Source organism: Enterococcus sp. DIV0421 (genome assembly GCF_051713745.1).
Lineage (GTDB): Bacteria > Bacillota > Bacilli > Lactobacillales > Enterococcaceae > Enterococcus_D > Enterococcus_D casseliflavus.
Map to the genome: position 1 here is coordinate 23,846 of NZ_JBIOQM010000002.1, position 23,116 is coordinate 46,961.

Sequence of the window (23,116 nt, forward strand, 5' to 3'; positions counted from 1 at the left end):
GTTTTTGCCAAAGCATGGTTCGACTATTTACGGTCTGCCATGCTTTTTTTCATCTAGCAAAGAATGTTAAAAGGAAATGGCGTATTTTACGCGAAACGCCCAGTATTCAACTCTCTTTATTCACACTCCTTTAGGAAAAAACATCCTCAGTGAATGACAGAAAAAGAATGATCGATCAACCTTACAAACTTTCCGAGATGTATAAAGTGACAAAGTGTCACTTTATGTGGTATTCTTCAAAAAGTGACACTTTGTCAATATTTGGAAAGTAGGAGGAAAGAACAATGTTTCTGGCTATAAAAGAAATGCGTTATTCAAAATTAAGATATGGGCTGATCGTAGGAATCATGTTTTTGATCGCCTATGTTGTTTTTATATTGTCTGGGTTAGCAACGGGACTTAACTGGGATTTTAAAAAGGCCATCGTCGGCTGGGATTCATCCGCGATCGTTTTATCAGAAGATGCGAATGACACATTTGCGGCTTCGCAATTGACGAGAGGGGATCTAGACCGTGTAGCAGGGACTCAAAAAGCCCCGATTGGTTTATATAGCAGTGTCATCACGGTCAATGATGAACAAGTCAATGTGACTGTTTTTGGTACACAAGACGATGCGTTCTTGTTACCAGAAGTCTTAGAGGGCAAGCTGTTTTCAAAAGAAAATGAGATCACGATTTCAGAAAACTTAGCAGAAGAAGGTATCAAGGTCGGGGATCAAGTGAAAATCGGGCGTTCAGATGAAACCTTCAAAGTCGTTGGGATCACCCCAGAAACGTCTTATACGGTGTCACCAGTGATTTATACTTCCCTGGATACTTGGACGAAAATGAAGTTTGCTAATCAACCATTTCCATCTGACAAGGAGCAGCCCATCAATATCATTGTGACCAAATCAAGTGATCCGAAAGTCGATAACCAAGAAGGAACCCAGCTCAAAGTGTTGGCAACGGAAGACTTTATTGAAAAGCTTCCTGGATTTTCTGCCCAAAACTTGACCTTAAATGCCATGATCTACTTCTTGTTTGTTGTTGCAACGGCAATCGTGGGGATTTTCATGTATGTGATCACCCTACAAAAAACGGCGATTTTTGGTGTGATGAAAGCCCAAGGGATTCGGACCAGCTTTATTGCCAAATCAATTATTGCGCAAGCATTTATGGTCGGTGTGATCGGGGTAGCCCTAGCCTTTGCGGCGGCATACGGCACCAGCTTGTTTTTACCAGATGCCATGCCATTTTTCTTTGAATTAAAGCAATGGCTGCTTTATAGCGGCATCTTGATTCTCGTGGCAGTTCTAGGCGGCTTATTCTCCATTCGGACGGTCACAAAAGTCGATCCAATTACGGCAATAGGAGGGTAACAAAGATGAAAGACATTTTAGTAATGAAGGATATTATAAAAAAATTTGGCAAGCAGCATACCGAAGTAACGGCATTAAAAGGACTGAATTTTCATGTTCAAGAAGGGGAGTTTGTCAGTATCATCGGTCCTTCTGGTTCAGGAAAAAGTACCTTTTTGACCATCGCTGGCGGCTTACAAAGTCCAACATCGGGAGAGATCATTATCAACCAGGTGAACTTTTCCCAATTAAATGAAAAGCAACGAGGAAAGTTGCGTTTTAAAGAGATTGGGTTTATCTTGCAAAGCTCGAATTTGATCCCTTTTTTAACGGTAAAGGAACAATTTTATTTGGTCGACAAAGTTTCAAGAAAAGCCAAGGAAAAGGAAAGGATTGATGAATTGCTTGCTTCATTAGATATTCTCGATCTTCAAGACAAGTTTCCCCGCGATTTATCTGGTGGGGAACGTCAACGAGTAGCGATCGGCCGGGCGTTGTTTAATGACCCAAGCTTGATTTTGGCGGATGAACCAACTGCCAGCTTAGACACCGATCATGCGTATGAAGTCGTGAAGTTATTGGTGAAAGAAGCGCATGAGAAAAAGAAAGCGACAGTCATGGTCACCCACGACGAGCGAATGATCCAATGGAGTGATCGCATTTTCCGAATGGAAGATGGCAATCTGATCGAACAAAACGCCCCGTCAAGAGAAACTGCACAAGTCTGAGTGGAAAAGTAGAGGGATTTGTTTATAATAGAGGGAGTAGATTGCGAATGATGGAGGAGAATCCCTTGCCAAGTACAACATTTTTTCATTTAAAACAAGCGAAAAAAGAAAAAATCGATGCCGTGCTTTTAGAAGAATTCTTCAGCAAGCACATCAGTCAAGTCAAGGTCTCTGCCATCGTCGAAAAGTCGCACATTTCTAGAGGGGCGTTTTACAAGTACTTTCAAAACTTAGAAGATGCCTATGACTATGCGATCGCCGACTATTCAAACCAAATCCATTCTGCGATTTTTACGTTTATCAATCGCAACAAAAATGATTTTTTCAAAGGGATCGAAGAATACTTGGCTTGGTGCAGTCAATGGTCACCTGAAGATGATCATTGGAAAATGATCCACTTATGTACCCAAAGCAATGCCTGGACGAAGCGCGATGCGATCCCTGACGATTCGCCCATGATTCGCCAGTGGTTGGAGCTGTTGGAAGAAAATCGCTTCACGATCCATGATACGCAAGAAGCCGTCAGTTTCCTTTACTTTATTATGGCGGTCGTGATGGATAGTCTGACAGATTTTATTTCGAATGAATGGACCGCAAAAGAGCTGATCAAAGATTTTCGCTATAAGGTGCAATGGATCAAGTATGGAATCAAAGAGGAAAATGACGAAGAATGAACGCTTCGGCAAGAGGATGGAGCAAATGCCTCGCACGGCGGAAAAGTTCATATATAAGGAAAGAGGTGCCCGACAACCGAAATAGTTGTCGGACACCTCTTTTTTGAGGGAATGATTATTTTTTATTTACACGTTTCGCAATGATCGGCAAGATCAAGCCAATCAAAAGAAAGGCGATTGGCGTAATGATATTTAAGGCCAATTGGAAGAACCAAGCTTGCGGATCTGCCGCATAATCAAGTTTAGGAACCATCCCTAAAATGCAGGCAAAGGCCGTGAACAAGAAGCACCATAAGCCGATCCCAAAGCCAACCTTGGTGTTTTTCACGAATTTATAATCGGAAGTAAAGCGATTGGCGTGTTTGTTGACTAGCATAAAGGCTAAGAAGACCCATAAGTAACGCAATGGCATGACAACTGAATTCAAGTTCAGCAACCAACGATACAGTTCGGTCATATTGCCGATTCCTAGTGCTGGAATAATGATCAAAATGCTGACTAGGATACCAGTCATAATATACCCATTCATTGGTGTTCCTTTTTTGTTTAGTTTTGCTAAGCCATTTGGTACAAATTCTGAATCAGCATCAGACAATAATATTTTCAATGGGGCATCAATTGAAAATGCCAACGCAGAAATTTGCGCTAACGCATTGGCGATGGAATAAAGAATGACAAAGAAATTGCCGATTCCGTAGAAGTTTCCTAGTCGTTGAAAGGCTTCATAAGCGCCGTTGACCATCAAATCTTCTGGAATATGATTGGCATCAAAAAGCATCCCCATAGCAATCGAGCCGAGCAAGGCACATAACGCCACCATACCGGCTAAAAAGATCATGCCTTTTGGAAATTCTTTGGCAGGATTTTTTGTGTTATTTACGTAAGGCGAGATTTTTTCACAGCCACCTACCGCAAATACCAGCATCGAGATCGTGGTTAAATAGGTAAAGTCAAATTTAGGGATATAGGTTGAAACAGATGACATGTTTGGTGTAGCAATTTCAGCACCAGTCATTGCTGGAGCAGTGACTGCTAAAAGAATAAAAAGAATCGACATCACGAACATGGCTGTTCCGGCGATGTTCCCAATCATTTTTAAGGTCGTCAATCCTTTAGAGGCAATCCATAAAAAGAATAGAAAAATAGCTAAACAAATCAATGAGACTTCCATGGAGCCCATCGTTGATACAAATGTACCATTTCCTTTAAATAACCAACTCAATGACACTAAGATTCCTTGGGGTTTTTGTGCCAAATAAGGCACGTGAACGACCCAATAAGTCCAAGCAGCAAAAAAAGCCAACCGCTTTGTTGAGGTTTCTTTGATCCATGAGGAAACCCCACCACTTGACTCTTTGAAGGTTGATCCTAACTGACCAACACTTAATGCATAGGGTACAAAATAAAGAGCCATAATTAATAGCCACGAAACAACAACAGTCAACCCTTGTTGAGCGTAGTTGTTTACAACATTTCCCAGTCCCCAAACAGAGACGAACGCCATCAGCGCAATATTATACCAGCGTAATTGTTTCTCATTCATCGCTTTCTCCTTCTTAAAATGATTTTTCTGACTGGTTAAAATAGAGCGTTTTTTGAAATTTAGTGAGAAAAAAATTTCTTTCCATAAGCGCTTGATCACGATCAAGTTTCTTATGCACTTTTTCACAAATGTCAAAGGTCAAATTGAATAAAAAATTTCACTTGCTTCTTTTTTATCCAGTCGTTGATTTTCCATAGTTAGGATAAACCTCTGAATTCTTTTGGTCAAGAAAAATTAAATTGTTATTTAAAAAAAATAATAAATTTCTGATGATAGCAAAAGCAAACATCATCATTCATTAATAATCTGAAAGGAATCCAACTACATTCGGTCAAGGGCATGGATGAAAGAGGAATCGTTTCATTTAAATGGATGGACGCATAAAGATGGAAGAAACCCTTTCGAAAGGCTTTTCGCTGGTGCTTTTTGGATAGTTTTTAAGCAAAGTAAGTAGGAGAGTAGTCGTAGTTTTTTTGGTTTTCTAAGAAAAATTTTACGCGAACATTCTTTCAAAGAAACACGAAATCAAAGTTAGCCGAATGCTTCGTTCCATCGAAATCACTCGTTTTTTTTCGCCAATTTATAGGAAGTGGGTGTTATTCGCTCAAATACTGGCGATAAAAGCAGATAAAAGACGAAGTTTCCACTGGCATGGAAGAAATCGAACAGTAGTCCTTGAAGGTAATAGGCAAGAAACGAAGGAAACTGATAAAGCCAAACCTCCATCAACGAAACGATCAAGCCATAAAGAAGTCCGCAAAGAAAGGCAAAGAAAGCTTGCAAGAAGCGGTTTTTCTTGATGATCGGTATTTTTCCAATCTGATGAAAAAGAACGATGGTGACAGTAAGTGCAGCCAATTGACTGATCGTCCAGGGACCCATGCCTAGATAGATATTTGTTCCGAGCAAACTTAATAAGGCAATCATCAACGCATCAGATAAACGGTAAGAAAAAGCCATTAAAAATAAAAGGGCACTCATAGGCTGAATGTTAGGGATAAAGACAAAAACTAACCGTCCAACGATACAAGCCGCAGTGATCAGTGCTAAATGAGAAATTCTTTGGATGGAAAATATCTTGGTTTGGGGAGGAAGCATGAGAATCGCCGTCTTTCTAATTGATAATCATTCTCATTATACATGGAAAATAATAAAATTCAAGATTGAAATACACATTATATAGTACGATAATTAAAAACGAGCACAATATGTTGTGTTTTAGAAGGCGAGGGAAAGAAATGGAATACAAAAAACAAACGATTGAGAATTTGAACGAGGATATCAAGTTGTTCCAAGAAGTTTCGGCGATTACACCAGAAATGACCCAAACATTTGAGGGAATCGCTCGTTTGATTATGCTGGATCGTTATTCATACAAGGATCAAACCCATCATACATTGCGTAAGGATGATTTGGTGATTTTGACAACGAAAGCTGATCCTAAATATCCTGCAAGAGGAATCGGTGTTGTGAAAGCAATCGATGGGGAACTAGTCTCTATCGAAGTGGAAGAGGCCTATCGCTCAGCGTTAGAAGATATTGATGAACAAGCAAATGGACTTGTTAAAAGAAGAAAAAGTGACATTGAAAAACCATTAGAACTCTTTTTTGAGCAAGTGGCGCATCGTGTAGCCAAAGGGATTTCTGCCAACGAGTCCCATGACCAGGAGCGCTTCTTCGAGGCGTTTTACCAACAAATCGTAGCGCAAAACCTAATTCCCGCAGGCAGAGTACTTTATGGAGCAGGAACAAATTCTCAAGTTACCTACTTCAATTGCTTTGTGATGCCTTTCATCCATGATTCCCGAAAAGGGATTGCTGTTCATCGACAAGAAGTTATGGAAATCATGAGTCGAGGTGGCGGGGTCGGAACCAATGGGTCGACCTTGCGACCAAAATCAAGTGTGGTCCACGGTGTCAGTGGTCGGTCTTCTGGGGCAGTTTCTTGGTTGAATGATTTGGCAAACTTGACGAACCTTGTCGAACAAGGAGGTAGCCGCCGTGGAGCGCAGATGATTATGATGGCAGATTGGCATCCAGATATTTTTGCGTTTATTCTTTCTAAAATTCAAAATCCTGCTGTATTGCTTCACCTAAAAAAAACAATCACAAATGCGACGATCAAACAACTGATCAATGAAAAACTGCAATTTGACCCTCTGACAAAAATGGAAGAAAGAATGTTCACTTATCTAGCACAACTGCCTGAATCGTCAGATAAGGAACATAATGACATGATCCAAAAGGCAAAAGAAAAATTGCGCATAGGTGGCAGCTATACGGTGAAAGAAAGTGATTTCTTAACTGGCGCGAATATCTCAGTCTGCTTGACAGAAGAATTCATGGAAGCAGTGAAGACAGATGGGTGGTATGAGCTACGCTTTCCAGATATCGACAATTATTCAGAAGCAGAGATGGCGCAATATGATGCAAAGTGGGCTGAAGTCGGGGATGTGCGAGAATGGGCAGCTGCTGGTCATAAAGTCAAAACCTATCAAAGGATCAAAGCTCGTGAGTTATGGGAGTTGATTACTTTTTGTGCAACGTATTCTGCTGAGCCAGGTATTTTCTTTATCGATAATGCCAACAAGATGACGAATGCTACAGCATACGGACAAAAAGTCGTGGCAACCAATCCGTGCGGTGAACAGCCCCTAACCCCTTATGCGGTCTGTAACTTGGCAGCCATCAATCTCGCAAACATGGCGGATCACCAAAAGGGCACCGTTGATTTTGCCAAACTAAAAGAAACCGTGAAAACAGCGGTTCGTTTCCAAGACAATGTTATTGACGTAACGCCTTACTTTTTTGACAAAAATGAGCAGCAGGCGAAAGGGGAAAGACGTGTTGGATTAGGGATCATGGGCTTGGCAGATTTATTGATCTACTGCGGGAAAAAATACGGATCGGCAGAAGGAAATCAATTCGTTGATCAAATTTTCGAGGCAATGGCAGTCACTGCCTATGAGGCATCCATTGAATTGGCGAAAGAAAAAGGCAGCTTTCCCTTCCTGATTGGAAAAAATGACCAAGAGACGCAAGCGTTGCGGAAGAAATTTATCGATACAGGATACATGAAAAAAATGCCAGCGCACATCCGCGAAGGCGTGCTGCGATTCGGTATTCGCAACTCTCATCTTTTGACTGTTGCGCCAACAGGATCGACAGGCACGATGACGGGAGTTTCAACTGGTTTAGAACCTTACTACTCCTTTTCTTATTTTAGAAGCGGTCGACTAGGTAAGTTTATTGAAATCAATGCGGAAATCGTTGACGAATACCTGATGGATCATCCTGAACGAACCAAAGCGGAGTTGCCGGCATGGTTCATTTCCGCTATGGAGTTGACGCCCGAAGAGCATGTCGGTGTGCAATGTACCATACAACGCTGGGTGGATAGCTCCATTTCAAAAACGGTCAATGCACCAAAAGGATATACAGTAAGCCAAGTAGCCAAGGTTTATCGAGATCTTTATGAAGGAGGAGCCAAAGGAGGGACCGTCTATGTAGACGGCAGCCGAGATTCACAAGTACTTACCTTAGAAGCGGTTGAAAATGAGCTGACCGCACAAGTTGAACCGCTGTCTGTCGTTCAAGTAGATGAACCCGTCGCCTCTGGTGAAATCTGTCCCATCTGCCATGAGGGAACCATTGAGGAAATCGGCGGCTGCAGTACCTGCACAAACTGTAAAATCCAATTAAAATGCGGGCTCTAAGAAAAAACGAGATTGATAAAATAACTCTTATCCGCATACTGGATAGAAAAACGATTAGTATTTTGACTATTGGAGAGGAAGAAATAGATGAAAAAAGTATTTGTCGTATTCATGCTAGTGAGCACACTACTTGTCGCTACAGGATGCCAACAGGCAAGTGTAACGCCAGAAAGCACGCAGCAAAGTTCCTTGAAGCAAGAACAAGGAACAGCTACGATCGTCATCCAAAATCAAGAAGCTGTGACCTCAAAAGAAGTAACGTTCCGAGAAAATGAGTCGCTGCTGGAAGTAATGAAAGAAAACTTTGCGATCAAAGAAAAAGATGGCTTTATCACCTCTATTGACGGCATCAGTCAAGATCAAAAAGCCAATCTATTTTGGGTCTATACCGTCAATGACGAAATGACCGATAAAGGGGCACAAGCTTTGTTTTTAAAGAACAATGACAACATCACATTTGATTTGAAAGCATTCTGATTTGGCGGGACTACGAGCCTCTGCTAGTACAATGGTAAAGAGTTAGGGGGAAAGAAAAGAGGTGAATAGCGCAATCATATTGAAATTAATAATTTTTAGCAAATAGAAATGAATCAGAACGAATGATAGAAATATTATCTATTGGTCGTAGAAGTATTATTTATAAAAAATAAAAAGCGGCAGCCATTACTTAGGATGCTGCTTTTTGCGTGTTTTGAAAAAACGATCAATCTACTACAAGTTGTCTAGCTTCTCTGATCTTTTTAAGATATGATAATCAGATAAAGAGGACAAGGAGAACGGCGATGAAGGAACAATTACTTGCTTACTTACAAAATCAAACAGCTTTTTTCTCTACCGAAAATGTAAGCGATGTCTTTACTGCGAAGGATATTGCTGAGAAGTTTTCAGTCAAGAGAAACACGATCAGTCACTATTTAAATCAGTTAACGGAAGAAGGTCGACTAGTCAAAATTGCGACCCGGCCAGTGTATTTTTTCCATAAGCAGGCATTTGAAATCCAAAATTATCCTTTAACAAAAAACGTATATGATAGTCTGGCTGCTGTGGCGGCAGAAAAGCCCTTTTTTGATCAAAAAGAAGATTTTTTTTCCAGTGTGATCGGCAGCAAAGGCAGTCTAGCAGAAGTCATTGAACAGATCAAGATGGCAGCTTTCTATCCAAATGGCGGACTTCCCTTCTTGCTGACGGGAGAAAGTGGAACTGGGAAGAGTTTTCTTGTAAAAATGTTCCATCATTATTGTGTGGCAAATGAATTATTAGACAGCGATGCTCCGTTGATCACGATCAATTGCGCGCAGTATGCCAACAATCAAGAGTTATTGACGAGCAATTTATTTGGACATGTGAAAGGTGCCTTCACTGGGGCAGAAGAAGATCGTGGCGGTGCATTTGAAGCAGCAAACGGCGGGGTCCTCTTCCTCGATGAAGTTCATCGACTGAATGCAGAAGGTCAGGAAAAATTATTCACTTTTCTAGACCAAGGCGTCATTTATCGAATGGGGGATACGGGGCGGTCGATCCCATTGGATTGTCGGCTAGTGTTTGCAACAACCGAAGATCTGAAACAAACATTTCTAACAACCTTTTTGCGACGAATCCCGATTCAAGCAACACTGCCCGCTTTGGAAGAACGGACAATTTCCGAACGGAAACAGCTGATCTTGCAAGCATTCTTTGACGAGCAAAAACGCATCGGCTTACCATTGGAGCTCTCGCCCCAAGTGATCGAAATATTAACGACTAGTCATTTTTCTGGGAATGTCGGCGAATTGAAAAGTACGATCAAAATTATTACAGCCAAAAGCTATACAGCCAGTCTAAAACGGGAAGTAAAAAAAATAGCGGTCACTGTGTATCATTTACCAGAACAGTTATTGCAATTGACAGAGGAACCCAATGAATTAGCGATGATGCAGCCGATCCTTATTGATGGACAAACTCAAATTCAGCAGCTGACTGCGGAAAGTGAGCCAGAACAGCAAAAGATCATTCAAACGTATGAACAGATCTTGCTCAATTATGTCCAAGCGGGACAGGACTTTTCAGCAGCTGCCTCGCCTATTTCTAAAGTGATTGAAAGACTGTTTGAAAATTTATTGTTTGACCATAAGCAGGAACAAAAGCAGCGGACAATGATTTTTGTGACAGAGCATGTCCAGCGAATGATGGAGCAAATCGAGCATTCTTTCCAAATCAGCTTTAACGGCAGTATGGTTTATACGATTAGTTATTATTTGTGGTTGCGCAGGAATGTGGAGTGGCTGCCAGATGATCAAGATAAACTTTTATTGACAGAAAACCTGTTGAAAAGTGTTAAGAAGCATTATTCTACAAGTGATCGCTACACCGAAAATCTGATAGGCTTAGTGCAAAACGCATTGGATATTGAGCTAACGAGTATGGACCGAATCATTTTTACGCTTTATATCAATGATATGGGGTATTCCAAAGAATCGCTGCTTCCACGAAGCATCATAGTGGCCCATGGCTATGCAACCGCCAGCAGTATCGCAAACGTCGCCAACCGCTTACTGAATGAATCGGTTTTTCAGTCTTTCGATATGCCCTTAGAGGTCACTCCTAAGCAAATTGCGGAAAGGGTCACCGCATATATTCAGAAAAACGATGTATCTAATGGACTCGTTGTCTTATTCGACATGGGTTCTTTGAAAGAAGTCTATCAATATATTCCAGAATTGACGGTACCGATCGTCATGATGAACAATGTAACGACAAGTGTAGCCATCGCTGTTGGAGAATGTATTCAGCAGAAGATTTCGTTTAGGGAGATTCCAGAACGGGTAAGTGATTACCACCAAAACGAATGGGAAATCATTCTTCCGAAATTGAAAAAAGAGAAAGTTGTTATTACAACTTGTTCAACAGGTCTTGGAACCGCCGTACAAATCTCAAATTTATTAGAGAAGAGTATTCCTGATCAGTTGAAGATTCGGATTCTTCCTTATGAATTCAACCATTTGGAAAATAGTGAACAGGTGAAGCAGACATTGACTTCCTATGACATTGTTGGTGTTGTGGGAACCAATAGACCTCGCCAAGAGCTGGCTCCCTTTATTTCTTTAGAAGAACTGATTTCGGGTGCTGGAACAGAGAAACTGTTAAGTTGGTTGAAGGAAGAATTGGATGAAGAGATGATCGCATACGTGAACAATCAATTAGTAAGAAACTTTTCTTTGGATCGAGTCATTCAATCAGTGACGATTCTAGACACTGAAAAAGTGATTTCCCAAATGGAATTGTTTGTGGGGGAACTGGAGCGCATGCTGCAGCAGCGGATCGCCAATGATCGCAAACTTGCGTTGTTTGTCCATACGAGTTGCTTAATTGAACGTCTTATTCGAAACGAAGCCATTGAGCATTATCATGCCAGCGACACATTACTCCAGTGTCATGAAAAGCAGCTGAATGAGATCAAAAAAGCGTTTAGTGTCATTGAAAAGGTTTACAGTGTCGGAATACCTGAATCTGAAGTTTGTTATATCTACGATGTTTTATTCGGAAATACGGATTCCTCAATGGATGAAGCAGATTTTTAAGCGATAAGAAAAGCGTGCCGCTATTTTGGCACGCTTTTTGCATTTAGTAAGGTGTAACTTGGAGCAAAGTGAGGTGAAAGCAGTGAAACAAATCGTTATTTTAGCATCACACGGGCGATTTGCATCAGGAATCTTACATTCGTTAGAGCTTATTTGCGGAAATAAACAATCAGTTATTGCCATTGACTGTTACGTTCATGAAGCATTTGATCTAACGGTAACTGTGGATACATTGATGGAAACATATAAAGAGCATGAAATGATCGTTATCACAGATATTTTTGGCGGCAGCGTAAACAATGAATTTTTACGTTACATCAAACAACCCAATTTTTATTTAATCGCAGGTTTGAATTTGCCATTGTTGATTGAATTGACGACACAACTTAATGGAGGAGGTGTAATCTCAGAAACGATCCGCCAAACGTTGGCAAATTCCAAAAATATGATCCAATTTTGCAATGATAGTGCAGCAAAAGAAATCGAAGAAGAAGAATTTTAGGAGGGACGATATGATTATTTTGACACGAGTCGACCATCGACTATTACACGGGCAGGTCGCATTTTCTTGGACACAAAATTTAGGCGCGGACTGCATTTTGATTGCCAATGACGATGTGCCAACAAACGACATACGTAAAACAACAATCAAATTAGCAAAACCGCAAGGCGTAAAACTGGTGATCAAATCAATTGAGGATTCAATTCATGCCCTACAAAGTGGTGTGACGGATAAATACAAATTATTCATCGTAGTTGATTCCATCAAAGATGCGTATAAGTTAGCAGAAAACTATCCAGAGATCGACGAAATCAATCTAGGTGGAATCAAAGCCAAAGAAGGCTCTAAAAATATTGGCAAAGCAGTCAATGTATTACCAGAAGAAGAAGAACTTCTCAAGAAAATGGTCGCTAAAGGAATCGCTGTCGATATCCGTCAAGTACCTTCGGATAAAAAAGTCGCTGTTGAAGATGTTTTATAGAGAAAGGAGCAAAAGAGATGCTGCAAGCAATATTACTTGGAATTGTTGCATTTATTGCGCAGTCTGAATACGCATTAGGGACGTCATTACTGTCGCGTCCGATTGTCACAGGGTTGTTTACAGGAATCGTATTAGGGGACATAAGCACAGGAATTATTATGGGGGCTACACTGGAATTAGCTTTTATTGGTTCGTTTTCTGTAGGTGCTTCTATTCCGCCAGATGTTGTAACAGGAGGAATTCTTGGCACAGCATTCGCAATTACAGCAGGAGCAGGAACGGAGACGGCTTTACTATTAGGACTTCCAATCGCAACATTAACGCTGATTCTGAAAAATGTATACTTAGGACTGCTTATCCCTATGATGAATCAAAAAGCTGATTTATACGCGACAGAGGGGAACTACAAAGGTGTGGAACGAATGCACTTATTAGCCGGTTTTGGCTTGTCTTTGATGTTAGCCCTTGTAGTGACGATTTCCTTCATGGTGGGCAGCAATACGATGAGTAAGTTGTTAGAGATGATTCCGTCCTTTGTACAGAATGGATTATCAGTCGCAACTGGCTTGATCCCAGCCCTAGGGTTTGCCATGTTGGCTAGATTACTGATTAACAAACAAGTTGCTCCTTATTTCTTTTTAGGGTTTGCATTAGCAGCTTATTTAGAGATTCCTGTTACAGGGATTGCAATTTTTGGTGCGATAACAGCTGTTGTAGTTGTTAACTTGAGAAACTTTCGCGGACAAGGGCAATCTGTTCAAATGACTTCAGGGGAGGTATTAGATGATGATGAAGACTTCTAATGAGAAACCAGAAATTACTAAAAAAGAGTTGAATCGTGTCTTCTGGCGTTCGTTTCAAATGGAGTTCTCATGGAACTATGAGCGGCAGATGAACCTAGCTTATGTCTATGCAATGATTCCGATTTTAAAGAAACTCTACAAAACAAAAGAATCGATGGCCGATGCGTTGAAACGGCACCTGGAATTTTTCAACACGACCCCGCATATCGTCACGCTTATTTTAGGAATCAATGCGGCGATGGAAGAAGAAAATGTCAGTGATCCCAATTTTGATTCTTCAGCAATCGAAAACATCAAGACCTCTTTGATGGGACCTTTAGCGGGAATCGGTGATTCCTTCTTTTGGGGAACGTTGCGGCTAATTGCTACTGGGGTAGGAACTTCATTGGCATTACAAGGAAATATCCTAGGTCCTATTCTGTTTCTGCTGATTTTTAATGTGCCTCATCTACTATTTCGCTATTTTGCGACTGGTTGGGGTTATAAACTTGGGACAGGATTTTTAAAGAAAATTCAGGAAAACGGTTTGATGGAAAGCTTAACCTATGGGGCTGCCATCATTGGGTTGATGGTCGTAGGTGGAATGACCGCTACGATGATCGATATCAACATTCCGTTGCAGATTGGTTCAGGGGAGAATGCAGTTACAGTTCAAAGCATCTTTGATGATATCGTTCCGAAAATTTTGTCATTGGGTGCATTTGGTGCTGTCTTTTATCTTTTGAAAAAAGAAGTCAAACCGCTGATTATTCTGCTGGGACTAGCAGTCGTAGGTATTTTAGGATCCTTGATTGGACTTTTTTAAGGAGGAATTGTTGTGGCAACGATGATGGATTATATACAAGAAGAGCAAGCAACGTTAGTTGAGATCTTGCAGGGGTTTGTTCCTAAAAAAGAAGAAAAAAGAGCTGCAATCGAGAATTTATTGATTTTGGCAACGGGCTCTTCTGCCAATGCCTGTTTAGCAGCAAAGTATGCAATGGAGAAATTAGCGCAGATCACTGTCACGATTGAAGAACCATACCACTTTAATCATTACGGCCATCTTTCTAAAGAAATCGAGACAGTTTTGGCGGTTTCGCAAAGCGGAAAAAGTGCTTCTACGATAGATGCAGTGGCGCAGTTGTCCAAGCAAGATATTTATACGATCGGTTTAAGCAGTGATCCCGAAAGTCCCCTTGCTCAAAAAGTTAACGAAAGCATTGATCTAGGAACTGGGATCGAGACCGTTGGATTCGTGACAAAAGGATATGTAGCAACGGTATTGCAACTCTATTTAATAGGGGTATCTATTGGTTACAGCAAAGGTATATTATCCGACGACCAAGTGTCGACTATCAAAAGTCAGTTAGGGGAGATGATCGAGGCCATTCCTCAAGTTATCGATAAAACAATTGATTTTTTTGAGAAAAACGCAAGTATTTTTAAATTAGCGAACCGTTTTGTAGCAGTCGGTTATGGACCAAACTGGGGAACCGCTAAAGAATTTGAAACGAAGTTTACCGAAACCCTACGAGTCCCTTCTCAAGGATTTGAATTGGAAGCATATATGCACGGACCATATCTTGAAGCAAACCATGAACATGTGCTTTTCTTTATTGAAGCTCCTAGTCTAAATCAATCAAGATCCCAACTATTGCATGATTATATCGCTTCTTATGTGGGAAAAGCTTATACGATTACCACAGCAACGGCAAAAAATTCCGATACACTTGGGCTGGATGTTGCATGTGAAGAAACGTTTTCTTCTTTGCTCTTAGTTATTCCGTTCCAAATTTTCTCCTATCTCGGGGCTGCTGCTAAAGGGATCAATTTGAGTAAACGTATTTTTGATGACTTTGATCAAGTGCTAAAAAGTAAAATTTAGAGGTGGAAAAGATGCTGAAATTTAATGAACAACAACAAATTGACGATATTCAAGGAATGTTAGATCTACGTCCAGAAATTGAAAAATTAGTCGATGCCCTTGACGAAAAAGGCTTTGATGCGATCTATTATCTAGGAATTGGCGGTACCTATGCTTCGGCCATGCAAGCAGTTACTTACATCAATGGAAAAAGCGATTTACCAGTTTATGTCCAACATGCGGCAGAATACTATACAACCGGCAACCGTCGATTGACGAAAGACTCATTAGTCATCTTGTCCTCTGTTACCGGAACCACACAAGAAGTGGTAAAAGCTGTCGCAGAAATCAAAAAAGTAGGAGCGACATTATTAGGATTTATTGATACAAAAGGCAGTATCTTAGCAGAACAATGTGACCATGTCATTACGTATCCTGCACCAGGAACAGAACAAATTAAATTTTTTATGGTGGCAGATCGGTTAATGAAAAATCACGGAGATTTTCCTGATTACGACGCCTACTATCAAGAATTGGATCAATATTTAGCGAAAGGATTAGTGGAGGCCGAGAAACAGGCGGATGAATTTGGGCGAGCGTTTGCGGAGCAGCATCGTCATGATGCGATGCATTATTTCATCGGTGCAGGAAATCAATGGGGTGCAGTCTATTCTTACGCCATGTGCTACTGGGAAGAACAAAGCTGGTTGCGTTCAAAATCGATCCATGCTGCTGAGTTTCTTCACGGAACCTTAGAAATCGTTGACGAAACCACACCTGTCACAGTGTTTTTGGGAGAAGACGAGCAGCGCCCATTATCAGAAAGAGTTGCTAAATTATTGCCAAGGATTTGTGGAAACTATACATTGATCGATACCAAGGACTATCCTATTTCAGGAATCAGTGAAAAATATCGCGGCCGAGTGTTATCGCACTTATTGATGCATTGTGTGACGCAGCGCATTGATGCCTATGTCGAACAAATGAATTGTCACCCAATGGAAATTCGGCGCTACTATCGCCAATTTGAATACTGACAGAAAACCAAGAGGAAGAGGATTGATAGAAAGATAACCCAAAAGAACACTGAAATATAATGTTTCTATGGAGTGGATAGGGAAGCTATCTGAATAAGAAAAAGTGATCTATTCTTAAACACCATAAATGAAGAACACCTGAATTCTTAATTTAACAATGTATAGAGCGTTTCGTTAACCAAATGTTGATGGAACGCTTTTTTGGTATTTATTGGAGGAGCAAAAAGAAAAGAAAAGAAAAAGGGAAAGAATTTGAAAGGACTTAAACAGTTACTAAAATCTAATACCTTCTGGATGATAATAAACTAACGAAGTGCAATTAAGTTAGTTTAAAGTTAACGGGAAAAAGAGGGAGGCTGAATCAAAAGGTTTCTAATATTTGTAAAAAATGGCAGCAATCTATCGTTGAAAGACGTCTGAAAAGTGGGCGTTCTTCCTAAGAAGTTAGACCGAATTATTTTGATTCTTGAAAAGAACATAGCTGAACTACTTAGAAGCGAAGTGTTTTTGGGGGATAGAGATGAGTGTTAAAGATAGTCATGTAATCTTCCGAACGATCAACAGTGAAGAAGAAAACCCTTGTGCATCTTTTCAAGATAATAAAAATAAACAAAAAAATGGAACAGCATAAATGTTTTCGAAATGCTTTCGCACCAACATTTACCTGTTCCGTGGGTTTGGCACCCAATGGGCCGTGAGGGGTTCGAACCCGCGACCCGCTGATTAAGAGTTAAATAATTAATAGTTTTATTTAGTTTGAAAATGCTTTGGATGTGTTGAATTTTATTAGGTATACCAAGGCTTTTAGGTTTGTTTTAATACTAGTTAATAAACATAAATATAAAGAGTAAAAGAAGAAATACAGAAATAAACAAGAAAATTGTTGGCATGATGGAAAACGATTCTAACAAAAAAAGTTTTTTTTAAAAAACATCATTATATTTAGCTATTAACCAGTATGTAGGAATAAAGATAGGTGATAAAAGAAATTGGAAAGAAAACTCAATATATCAGTTTATCAGCAGGGAAATTTTTATAGAGTTCCCAAACTATTGATTCAAGGAAAAAAGTATGAAAAATTAACTTCCGATGCAAAATTACTTTACGCAGTCTATCAGGACAGAGCAGAGATCTCAATCCAAAATAAATGGACAGATGTAAATGGTGATATTTACTTTCTTTTTTCCATAGATGAAGTGTGTTTTTTTATGGGATGGGGAAGAGATAAGACTATAAAAATAAAAAAAGAGCTAATAGCATTTGATCTTCTATCTGAAAAAAGGCAAGGGAGAAATCTAGTAAATAAAACTTATTTGCATCTAATTGATTTAAACACAGATATACGAAAATTTATTTCTAAATCATTAATGATAAAGGAAATCGATAGAAGAATTATTGAGAACGAGAAAGTTTGTCAAAGTGAATGTTTTGAGGAATTTGAGAATAACTGCATTCTGGGCTTAGCACAAAACTTTCATTGTGATATTGGTAATATCAAATATTTTCTGAAAAAGTATCGAATTTCTTTAATTCAGAAGTACGATGATGGTAAAAGCTGTTTGTTAACTAAGGAAGTCGGAAAAGCAGACTTCCAAGAAATCTTTGATGAAACTGGGAAGACGGAAAAACCGATTTCTAGAAATAGGGTTAACAGACTTCTTAAAGTCGGCAAAAACGATCCTAATGATATTAATATAAACAAAAATAATAATATAAAAAAAGACGAAGAGAACTTAAAAAGAGAAAGTGAAAGATTATTAGGTAATAATTCTGTTATTCGGAAATATGCTCAACGATTGTTGTCGGAAAAAAAGTGTAGTACAGAGGTAGAGTATCAAATTATCAACTCTTTAGACAACTGTTGGCAATTATTACTTTTTGAACGTGACCATGGTAATGAAAAATTAACAGCTCATATGCATTTATATGGTAAAACGTCATTAGAAATCTTGTTTAGAGAAGTTTTTGAGAAGCAGCTCGACTATACTCAGCATAACTGTAGAAACTCCGAATATTTTTTGGGGTATTTTGCTGAAGGTATGAAGAATAGAATTGAAAATTTAATTTTTTGAAGGAGATTAGTCCATACTAAATTAGGTAGTCTAGTCAGATAGAATAATTTTAATTAAGACGAATGAGAAATCATTAGTCTTTTTTTTAGGGGGATATTATGAAAATAAAGAAATGGCGAAAGATAATCAGTTTGTTTTTCATAGCATTTGTGCTTACTACGAGTTTACCAGTGGAGATTTTCGCAGAATCGGTTGTTGACTGTATTTCAGAGAGTTCAACTGATAATAAAGAAACCAAAGAATTTGAAAATCAAAACAAAAGTAGTGATCAGAATAACGAAAAACAAAGTGTCACAGATGCAGACAATAAAGACTTTGTCGAACCAATAAAAACTGGGGAGAGCCAAAAGGCAAATGATGGACCAAATGTTGAAGTAAGAGAAGCTCCTGAAGACATGAAAGAATTCTTTATAGGTGAAAAAGATTTACATTCACTTGGTTCGTACTCAGAACAAGAAGAGCTGGCTGAACAGTCAAAAGAATGGCAAGCCCTGAAAAGGGAAAGTTTTGCGAGAAGTACTACTTATCGCTTGTCAGAAAACGGTCGAATGACTGCAAATGTAGCGAGATACACACCTGATGGCACATGGTATACGCATGATATTATCATTCGTTGGCAGATTGATGGCGAAGATGTATTTTGTATTCAAGAAGGTGTGTTTACTGAAGCAGGCATCAATTATGAAGCAAGAGCCGATCTAACGGCGATACAGGGAAGTAATAGTTTCCGAATGAGTCTGATTGGTTATTTTGGTTATTACAGCCAACGCAGTATGGAGAATTACGCCCTCACTCAAATGATGATTTGGGATGAATTGGGTGGTAGCTTCATTAATTACGGTGTCTTCGGTATGTCGAAATACAACACGTTCAAAAATACTGTTAATACAGCTATTTCGAATTACAGCTTACGTCCGTCATGGCATAACACAAAAATCCAAGTAAAAGTTGGCGAAACAGTAAGAATTCCTGATACAACAAATCGCTTCGCTTCTTGGAATGGTGAAGTACGTGCGAATACAGCGGGGGTTAGAGTAGAAAAAAGTGGTAATGATCTATTAATCACCGCCACAGCTAGCTCAAACACTGAGGGAGCTGTTCAGCTAAATAAGCATGGAAGCGGTGAGTCCGGAGTCGGTACCGCGTATGCTTATACGCATGGATCTGCACAAGACCTGGCAAGACTATATTTATATGACCCACTTTCGGCCCATTTAAACATTGAAGTCTTAAAAGAAGGGCATGCACGAGTTCAAAAAGTAGATGAAACAACAGGAGAAGCATTAGCTGGTGCTGTTTTCCGCTTTACTACAAGTGACAACCAATCCAGAGAATTTACGACCAATGCACAAGGAATCGCTGAATGGCGTGATTTGATGCATGACACAGAAGTAACGATGGAGGAAATCAAAGCCCCAACAGGGTATGTCTTAAATAAAACACCGCAAAAAATCATGATTCGCGCGAATGAAACGACCACAGCGACGTTTGATAATCGCGCGCAGCTAGGAACGATCACGATTGATAAATCCGGTGTCGAGTTTGATAAAGATATGCCAAATGGTAACTATACTTTAGCAGGAAATGTCTTTGAGATTTACGAAGGTACAGATATCAATGGTAACTTAGTAGATACGATCACGACAGATGCCAAAGGAACTGCTAAAAGCAGAAACTTGCCTTTAGGCACCTACACAGTGAAGGAAATCGAAGCGTCTGAAGGCTTTGTGCTGAACACAGAAACATGGACGGTGGAAATTGAGTATGCCGGACAAACAGTGGAAATCACAAACGTTGATCAAGCAATTGAAAATAAAGAACAAAAAGGCAATGTTGTCTTGAAGAAACGTGACAAAGAAACAAATGACGTCCCACAAGGGGAAGCAACGTTTGAAGGCGCAAAGTTTGATTTGTTCCGTACGTCAGATGATGAAAAACTAGGCACCTATACGACAGACGCAAACGGTGAGCTTACCGTTCGTGATCTTCTTTTAGATAACTATTACTTTGTTGAGGTCGAAGCCCCTGAAGGATACGTGCTTGATGATACACCAGTACCTTTCACGATCGCTTATGCCGGACAAACTGCTGAAATCGCAGTTGAAGCAAATGCTACAAAAGAAAATCAAGTGATCACTGGCGGTTTTGACTTAATCAAAATCGGTAACTACAGCTGGTGGAATAACGCTTGGAACTGGATCACAGGAAAAGACGAATCAGATCAACCCCTGGTATTAGAAGGCGTTGAGTTTACGGTGTATCAAGACTTTGGAAACAAAGAAGAAGTCGCACGAAAGGTGACGGATGCAACTGGCCATGTAAAATTTGATGCACTACCGTACGGCACGTATCGCGTTTCAGAAACTAAAGTACCGACAGGGTACCATGGAATCAAAGATTTCTATGTTACGATCACAGAACATGGTCAAAACTTCCACTATGTGATTGAAAACAAAGTGAAAGAAGCGCAGATTCGGTTTGTGAAAGTAGATGAGGAAACGGGCAAAGAAATCGTTCGTGACCGTGCTGGATTTGAAATATATTCAGAAACGACCGGAGAACAATTGAAAATGAAGGACTTTGAAGGTGTCGAACATTCAGTGTTTTATACCAATGAACAAGGTGTCTTACAACTTCCTACATGGTTTGCGTTTGGCAAATATAAAGCCGTTGAGGTCGAAGCACCTACGGGCTATGTATTAGCTGATGAACCCGCTTATTTCGAAGTGACCGGCGAAGAAGAAGACGGTGTTGTAGTTGTAGTGATCACGAACAAAAACCAAATGGGTCAAGTCGAAGTAAACAAAACGGTCGAAACGAATGTGTCCATTTCAACACAAGAAAGCGAACATGGCGAGTACAGCCAATTTGATTTTGAGCAACATGCAGGCGTCGGCTTTGAGTTTAAGATTCGCCCAACGGAAGATATCGTTACAGGAGACAACACGGTTCGTTATCCAGCTAACGAGTTCTTACAAGAAGATGGCGAGGATCTTGTTTGGACGACTGATGAAGAAGGACGTTTCGTTACTGATCCAATTCTCTATATCGGAAAATATGAGTTAATTGAAGTGGGTGCGCCAAAAGGGGTCGTCTTATTGGAAGATCCAATTCCTTTTGAAATCGAATATGCCGGACAAGCACTAGAAATCACTTCAAGCAATCTAGAAGTAGAGAACTTCTTGCAGGATATCAATATTTACGGCCAAAAGGACCAAGAAGTAGTGGTTGATTGGGCAGAAGGTCAAGCAGTGATCGATGTCGAAGCAGCGAACAATGGCCAAGTATTTGCCTTACGATTGGCAGAAGAACTGACGATCGGAGATACTGTTTTAGAAGCCGACACGACGTTGGCTTATACCATCGTAGAAGAAGGTGTTATTGCGTTTGAAGGCTTGAAATTGCCAAATCAGACGATTCAACTATACCTTCAAGAAGTAGACGCTGGTTCTGATCACGTATTGAATGAAGCGAAATACTTCTTCACTTATGAGCCAGAAACTAACGAGCAAACACATGATATTCATGTATCCGCTAAGCAAACAGAAATGGAAGGGTCGGAAGAAGATCCTGAACAGCCAAATGAAGAAGAACCAGCTGAAGAAGACGAAAACATTGAAGAAACAGATGTTGAAGCTGATCAAGAAAACGAAAATGATTCAGAAGAACCAGAAGCAGACGCTGATGCTTCTGAAGAGCAAGACAACGATTCGAACGAAACTGGGGAAGCAGAACAAGAAGACGCTGAAGAAGAGTCCGACGCGATTTTAAACAAACTGGCACGTGCCAATGTAAAAGTGATCAAGACGGACGGTATGGATCAAAAAGCACTACAAGGTGTTGAATTTGATTTGATTCGCATTGGGGAGTTCAAACAAATCGATTCAGAACCAGAAGACGAAACAACTGAAGGTGAAGAGGAACAAGCACCAGAAGAAGACGGTACTGAAGAATCTGAAGTAGAAGCACCAGAAGCACCGGAAACGCTCTCAGAAAGCGCAGAAGAACCAGACGAAACACCTGGCGATAAAGACGCAGAAGAGGAAGAATCGACGCTAGAGGACGAAACGCGGACGGTAATTGGAACCTACGTCACCGATGAAAATGGTGAAATCGCTATTGAAGATTTACCAACCGGTCAATATGTACTTGTTGAAACGAAACCACTTGAGTGGTATCACGAAAATGACGAAGAGTACGCTTTTGAGATTTCAGCTGAAAATAATGGTGAAACGATTATTATTGAAGTTGAAAACAATCGCTTGGATCTGGAAGTCGAAACACTTTTTGCGGAAACAGAAACAGGAGCAAAAGTGGTCGATCCGACCGTTGATAACAAATTAACGGATTATGCTTGGGCTTTAGGCGGCAAAGAAGGCCATGAGTACTTTGTTGTGACACAATTTATCAATGTAGAAACAGAAGAAGTGGTTGATACTGTGATTTCTTCCTTTGTTTCAACAGGAGAAGAAGAACAGGAACTTCTCTTTGATGTAACGATCCCAGCAAACACCATGAAAGACGGAGACGAGTTGGTCGCTACCCACATGGTGTATAGTGACGAGGATCTTACAGAACTTGTAAATGATCACTTTGATTTACAAAATAAGGAACAAACAGTCACATTTGAAAAACCAGCTGAAGAAGCGCCGGCAATCCCACAAGCAGGCAGCGTGACAACTTGGACATGGATTCAAGAAACATTTTCAAAGCTGTTCAAATAAAATTCTTGTTTTAAAGGCAAAGCTGATTACCAGTTTTGCCTTTTTCTATTAGTCAGGAGGTGAGAGACGTTAATAAGAAAAAAGTAATCAAAG

Annotated in this window: 16 protein-coding genes; 14 read left to right on the forward strand and 2 right to left on the reverse strand. The window is 40.1% G+C overall.

Features of this window, described 5'->3' with window-relative positions; translation table 11 throughout:
- The first annotated feature begins 284 nt into the window (after nucleotides 1-284).
- The 3 genes from IGI96_RS11230 to IGI96_RS11240 are packed head-to-tail and all read left to right on the forward strand — an operon-like array spanning nucleotide 285 to nucleotide 2,742.
- The gene (locus IGI96_RS11230) at nucleotides 285-1,361 is read left to right on the forward strand and encodes an ABC transporter permease (protein ID WP_438785156.1); all 1,077 of its coding nucleotides are present in this window, start codon (nucleotides 285-287) and stop codon (nucleotides 1,359-1,361) included.
- A gap of 5 nt (nucleotides 1,362-1,366) precedes the next feature.
- On the forward strand, nucleotides 1,367-2,068 hold the full coding sequence (locus tag IGI96_RS11235) for an ABC transporter ATP-binding protein (RefSeq protein WP_086294630.1): 702 nt from the start codon (nucleotides 1,367-1,369) through the stop codon (nucleotides 2,066-2,068).
- A gap of 47 nt (nucleotides 2,069-2,115) precedes the next feature.
- On the forward strand, nucleotides 2,116-2,742 hold the full coding sequence (locus IGI96_RS11240; RefSeq protein WP_086339215.1) for a TetR family transcriptional regulator: 627 nt from the start codon (nucleotides 2,116-2,118) through the stop codon (nucleotides 2,740-2,742).
- A gap of 115 nt (nucleotides 2,743-2,857) precedes the next feature.
- On the opposite strand, the gene IGI96_RS11245 is transcribed toward IGI96_RS11240, so the two are convergent.
- Together IGI96_RS11245 and IGI96_RS11250 are read right to left on the reverse strand one after the other, a co-directional pair.
- Entirely contained in the window at nucleotides 2,858-4,285 is a 1,428-nt protein-coding gene (locus tag IGI96_RS11245; RefSeq protein WP_074934531.1) for an APC family permease, read from the reverse strand.
- Nucleotides 4,286-4,843: 558 nt separating this feature from the next.
- A complete protein-coding gene (locus IGI96_RS11250) occupies nucleotides 4,844-5,383 on the reverse strand; it encodes a hypothetical protein (protein ID WP_074934532.1) in 540 nt (179 codons plus the stop codon).
- 140 nt (nucleotides 5,384-5,523) lie between these two features.
- Here IGI96_RS11250 and IGI96_RS11255 point away from each other — a divergent pair, with 140 nt between their 5' ends.
- From IGI96_RS11255 to IGI96_RS11305, 11 genes are all read left to right on the forward strand, one after another.
- Nucleotides 5,524-8,001, forward strand: a complete 2,478-nt coding sequence (locus IGI96_RS11255) for a vitamin B12-dependent ribonucleotide reductase (protein WP_086339216.1) — start codon at nucleotides 5,524-5,526, stop codon at nucleotides 7,999-8,001.
- Nucleotides 8,002-8,088: 87 nt separating this feature from the next.
- Complete coding sequence (locus tag IGI96_RS11260; protein WP_086339217.1) at nucleotides 8,089-8,478, forward strand: DUF4430 domain-containing protein; 390 nt, start codon at nucleotides 8,089-8,091, stop codon at nucleotides 8,476-8,478.
- 305 nt (nucleotides 8,479-8,783) lie between these two features.
- Complete coding sequence (locus IGI96_RS11265) at nucleotides 8,784-11,558, forward strand: sigma 54-interacting transcriptional regulator (RefSeq protein ID WP_086339218.1); 2,775 nt, start codon at nucleotides 8,784-8,786, stop codon at nucleotides 11,556-11,558.
- 82 nt (nucleotides 11,559-11,640) lie between these two features.
- Nucleotides 11,641-12,060, forward strand: coding sequence for a PTS sugar transporter subunit IIA (locus IGI96_RS11270; protein ID WP_034858298.1), 420 nt, complete (start codon nucleotides 11,641-11,643; stop codon nucleotides 12,058-12,060).
- 10 nt (nucleotides 12,061-12,070) lie between these two features.
- Complete coding sequence (locus IGI96_RS11275; protein ID WP_034858201.1) at nucleotides 12,071-12,541, forward strand: PTS sugar transporter subunit IIB; 471 nt, start codon at nucleotides 12,071-12,073, stop codon at nucleotides 12,539-12,541.
- 17 nt (nucleotides 12,542-12,558) lie between these two features.
- Nucleotides 12,559-13,344, forward strand: a complete 786-nt coding sequence (locus tag IGI96_RS11280; RefSeq protein WP_074934984.1) for a PTS mannose/fructose/sorbose/N-acetylgalactosamine transporter subunit IIC — start codon at nucleotides 12,559-12,561, stop codon at nucleotides 13,342-13,344.
- Nucleotides 13,331-14,149 (forward strand): PTS system mannose/fructose/sorbose family transporter subunit IID, encoded by an 819-nt coding sequence (locus tag IGI96_RS11285; RefSeq protein WP_373193366.1) that lies wholly within the window; start codon nucleotides 13,331-13,333, stop codon nucleotides 14,147-14,149. The genes IGI96_RS11280 and IGI96_RS11285 overlap by 14 nt, the downstream gene beginning before the upstream one ends.
- Before the next feature lie 12 nt (nucleotides 14,150-14,161).
- Nucleotides 14,162-15,211 (forward strand): SIS domain-containing protein, encoded by a 1,050-nt coding sequence (locus IGI96_RS11290; protein ID WP_086339219.1) that lies wholly within the window; start codon nucleotides 14,162-14,164, stop codon nucleotides 15,209-15,211.
- 11 nt (nucleotides 15,212-15,222) lie between these two features.
- The gene (locus IGI96_RS11295) at nucleotides 15,223-16,227 is read left to right on the forward strand and encodes an SIS domain-containing protein (protein ID WP_086339220.1); all 1,005 of its coding nucleotides are present in this window, start codon (nucleotides 15,223-15,225) and stop codon (nucleotides 16,225-16,227) included.
- 989 nt (nucleotides 16,228-17,216) lie between these two features.
- A complete protein-coding gene (locus IGI96_RS11300; RefSeq protein WP_438785160.1) occupies nucleotides 17,217-18,299 on the forward strand; it encodes a replication initiator protein A in 1,083 nt (360 codons plus the stop codon).
- 98 nt (nucleotides 18,300-18,397) lie between these two features.
- The gene (locus IGI96_RS11305) at nucleotides 18,398-23,023 is read left to right on the forward strand and encodes a SpaA isopeptide-forming pilin-related protein (RefSeq protein ID WP_438785162.1); all 4,626 of its coding nucleotides are present in this window, start codon (nucleotides 18,398-18,400) and stop codon (nucleotides 23,021-23,023) included.
- Nucleotides 23,024-23,116 lie beyond the last annotated feature (93 nt).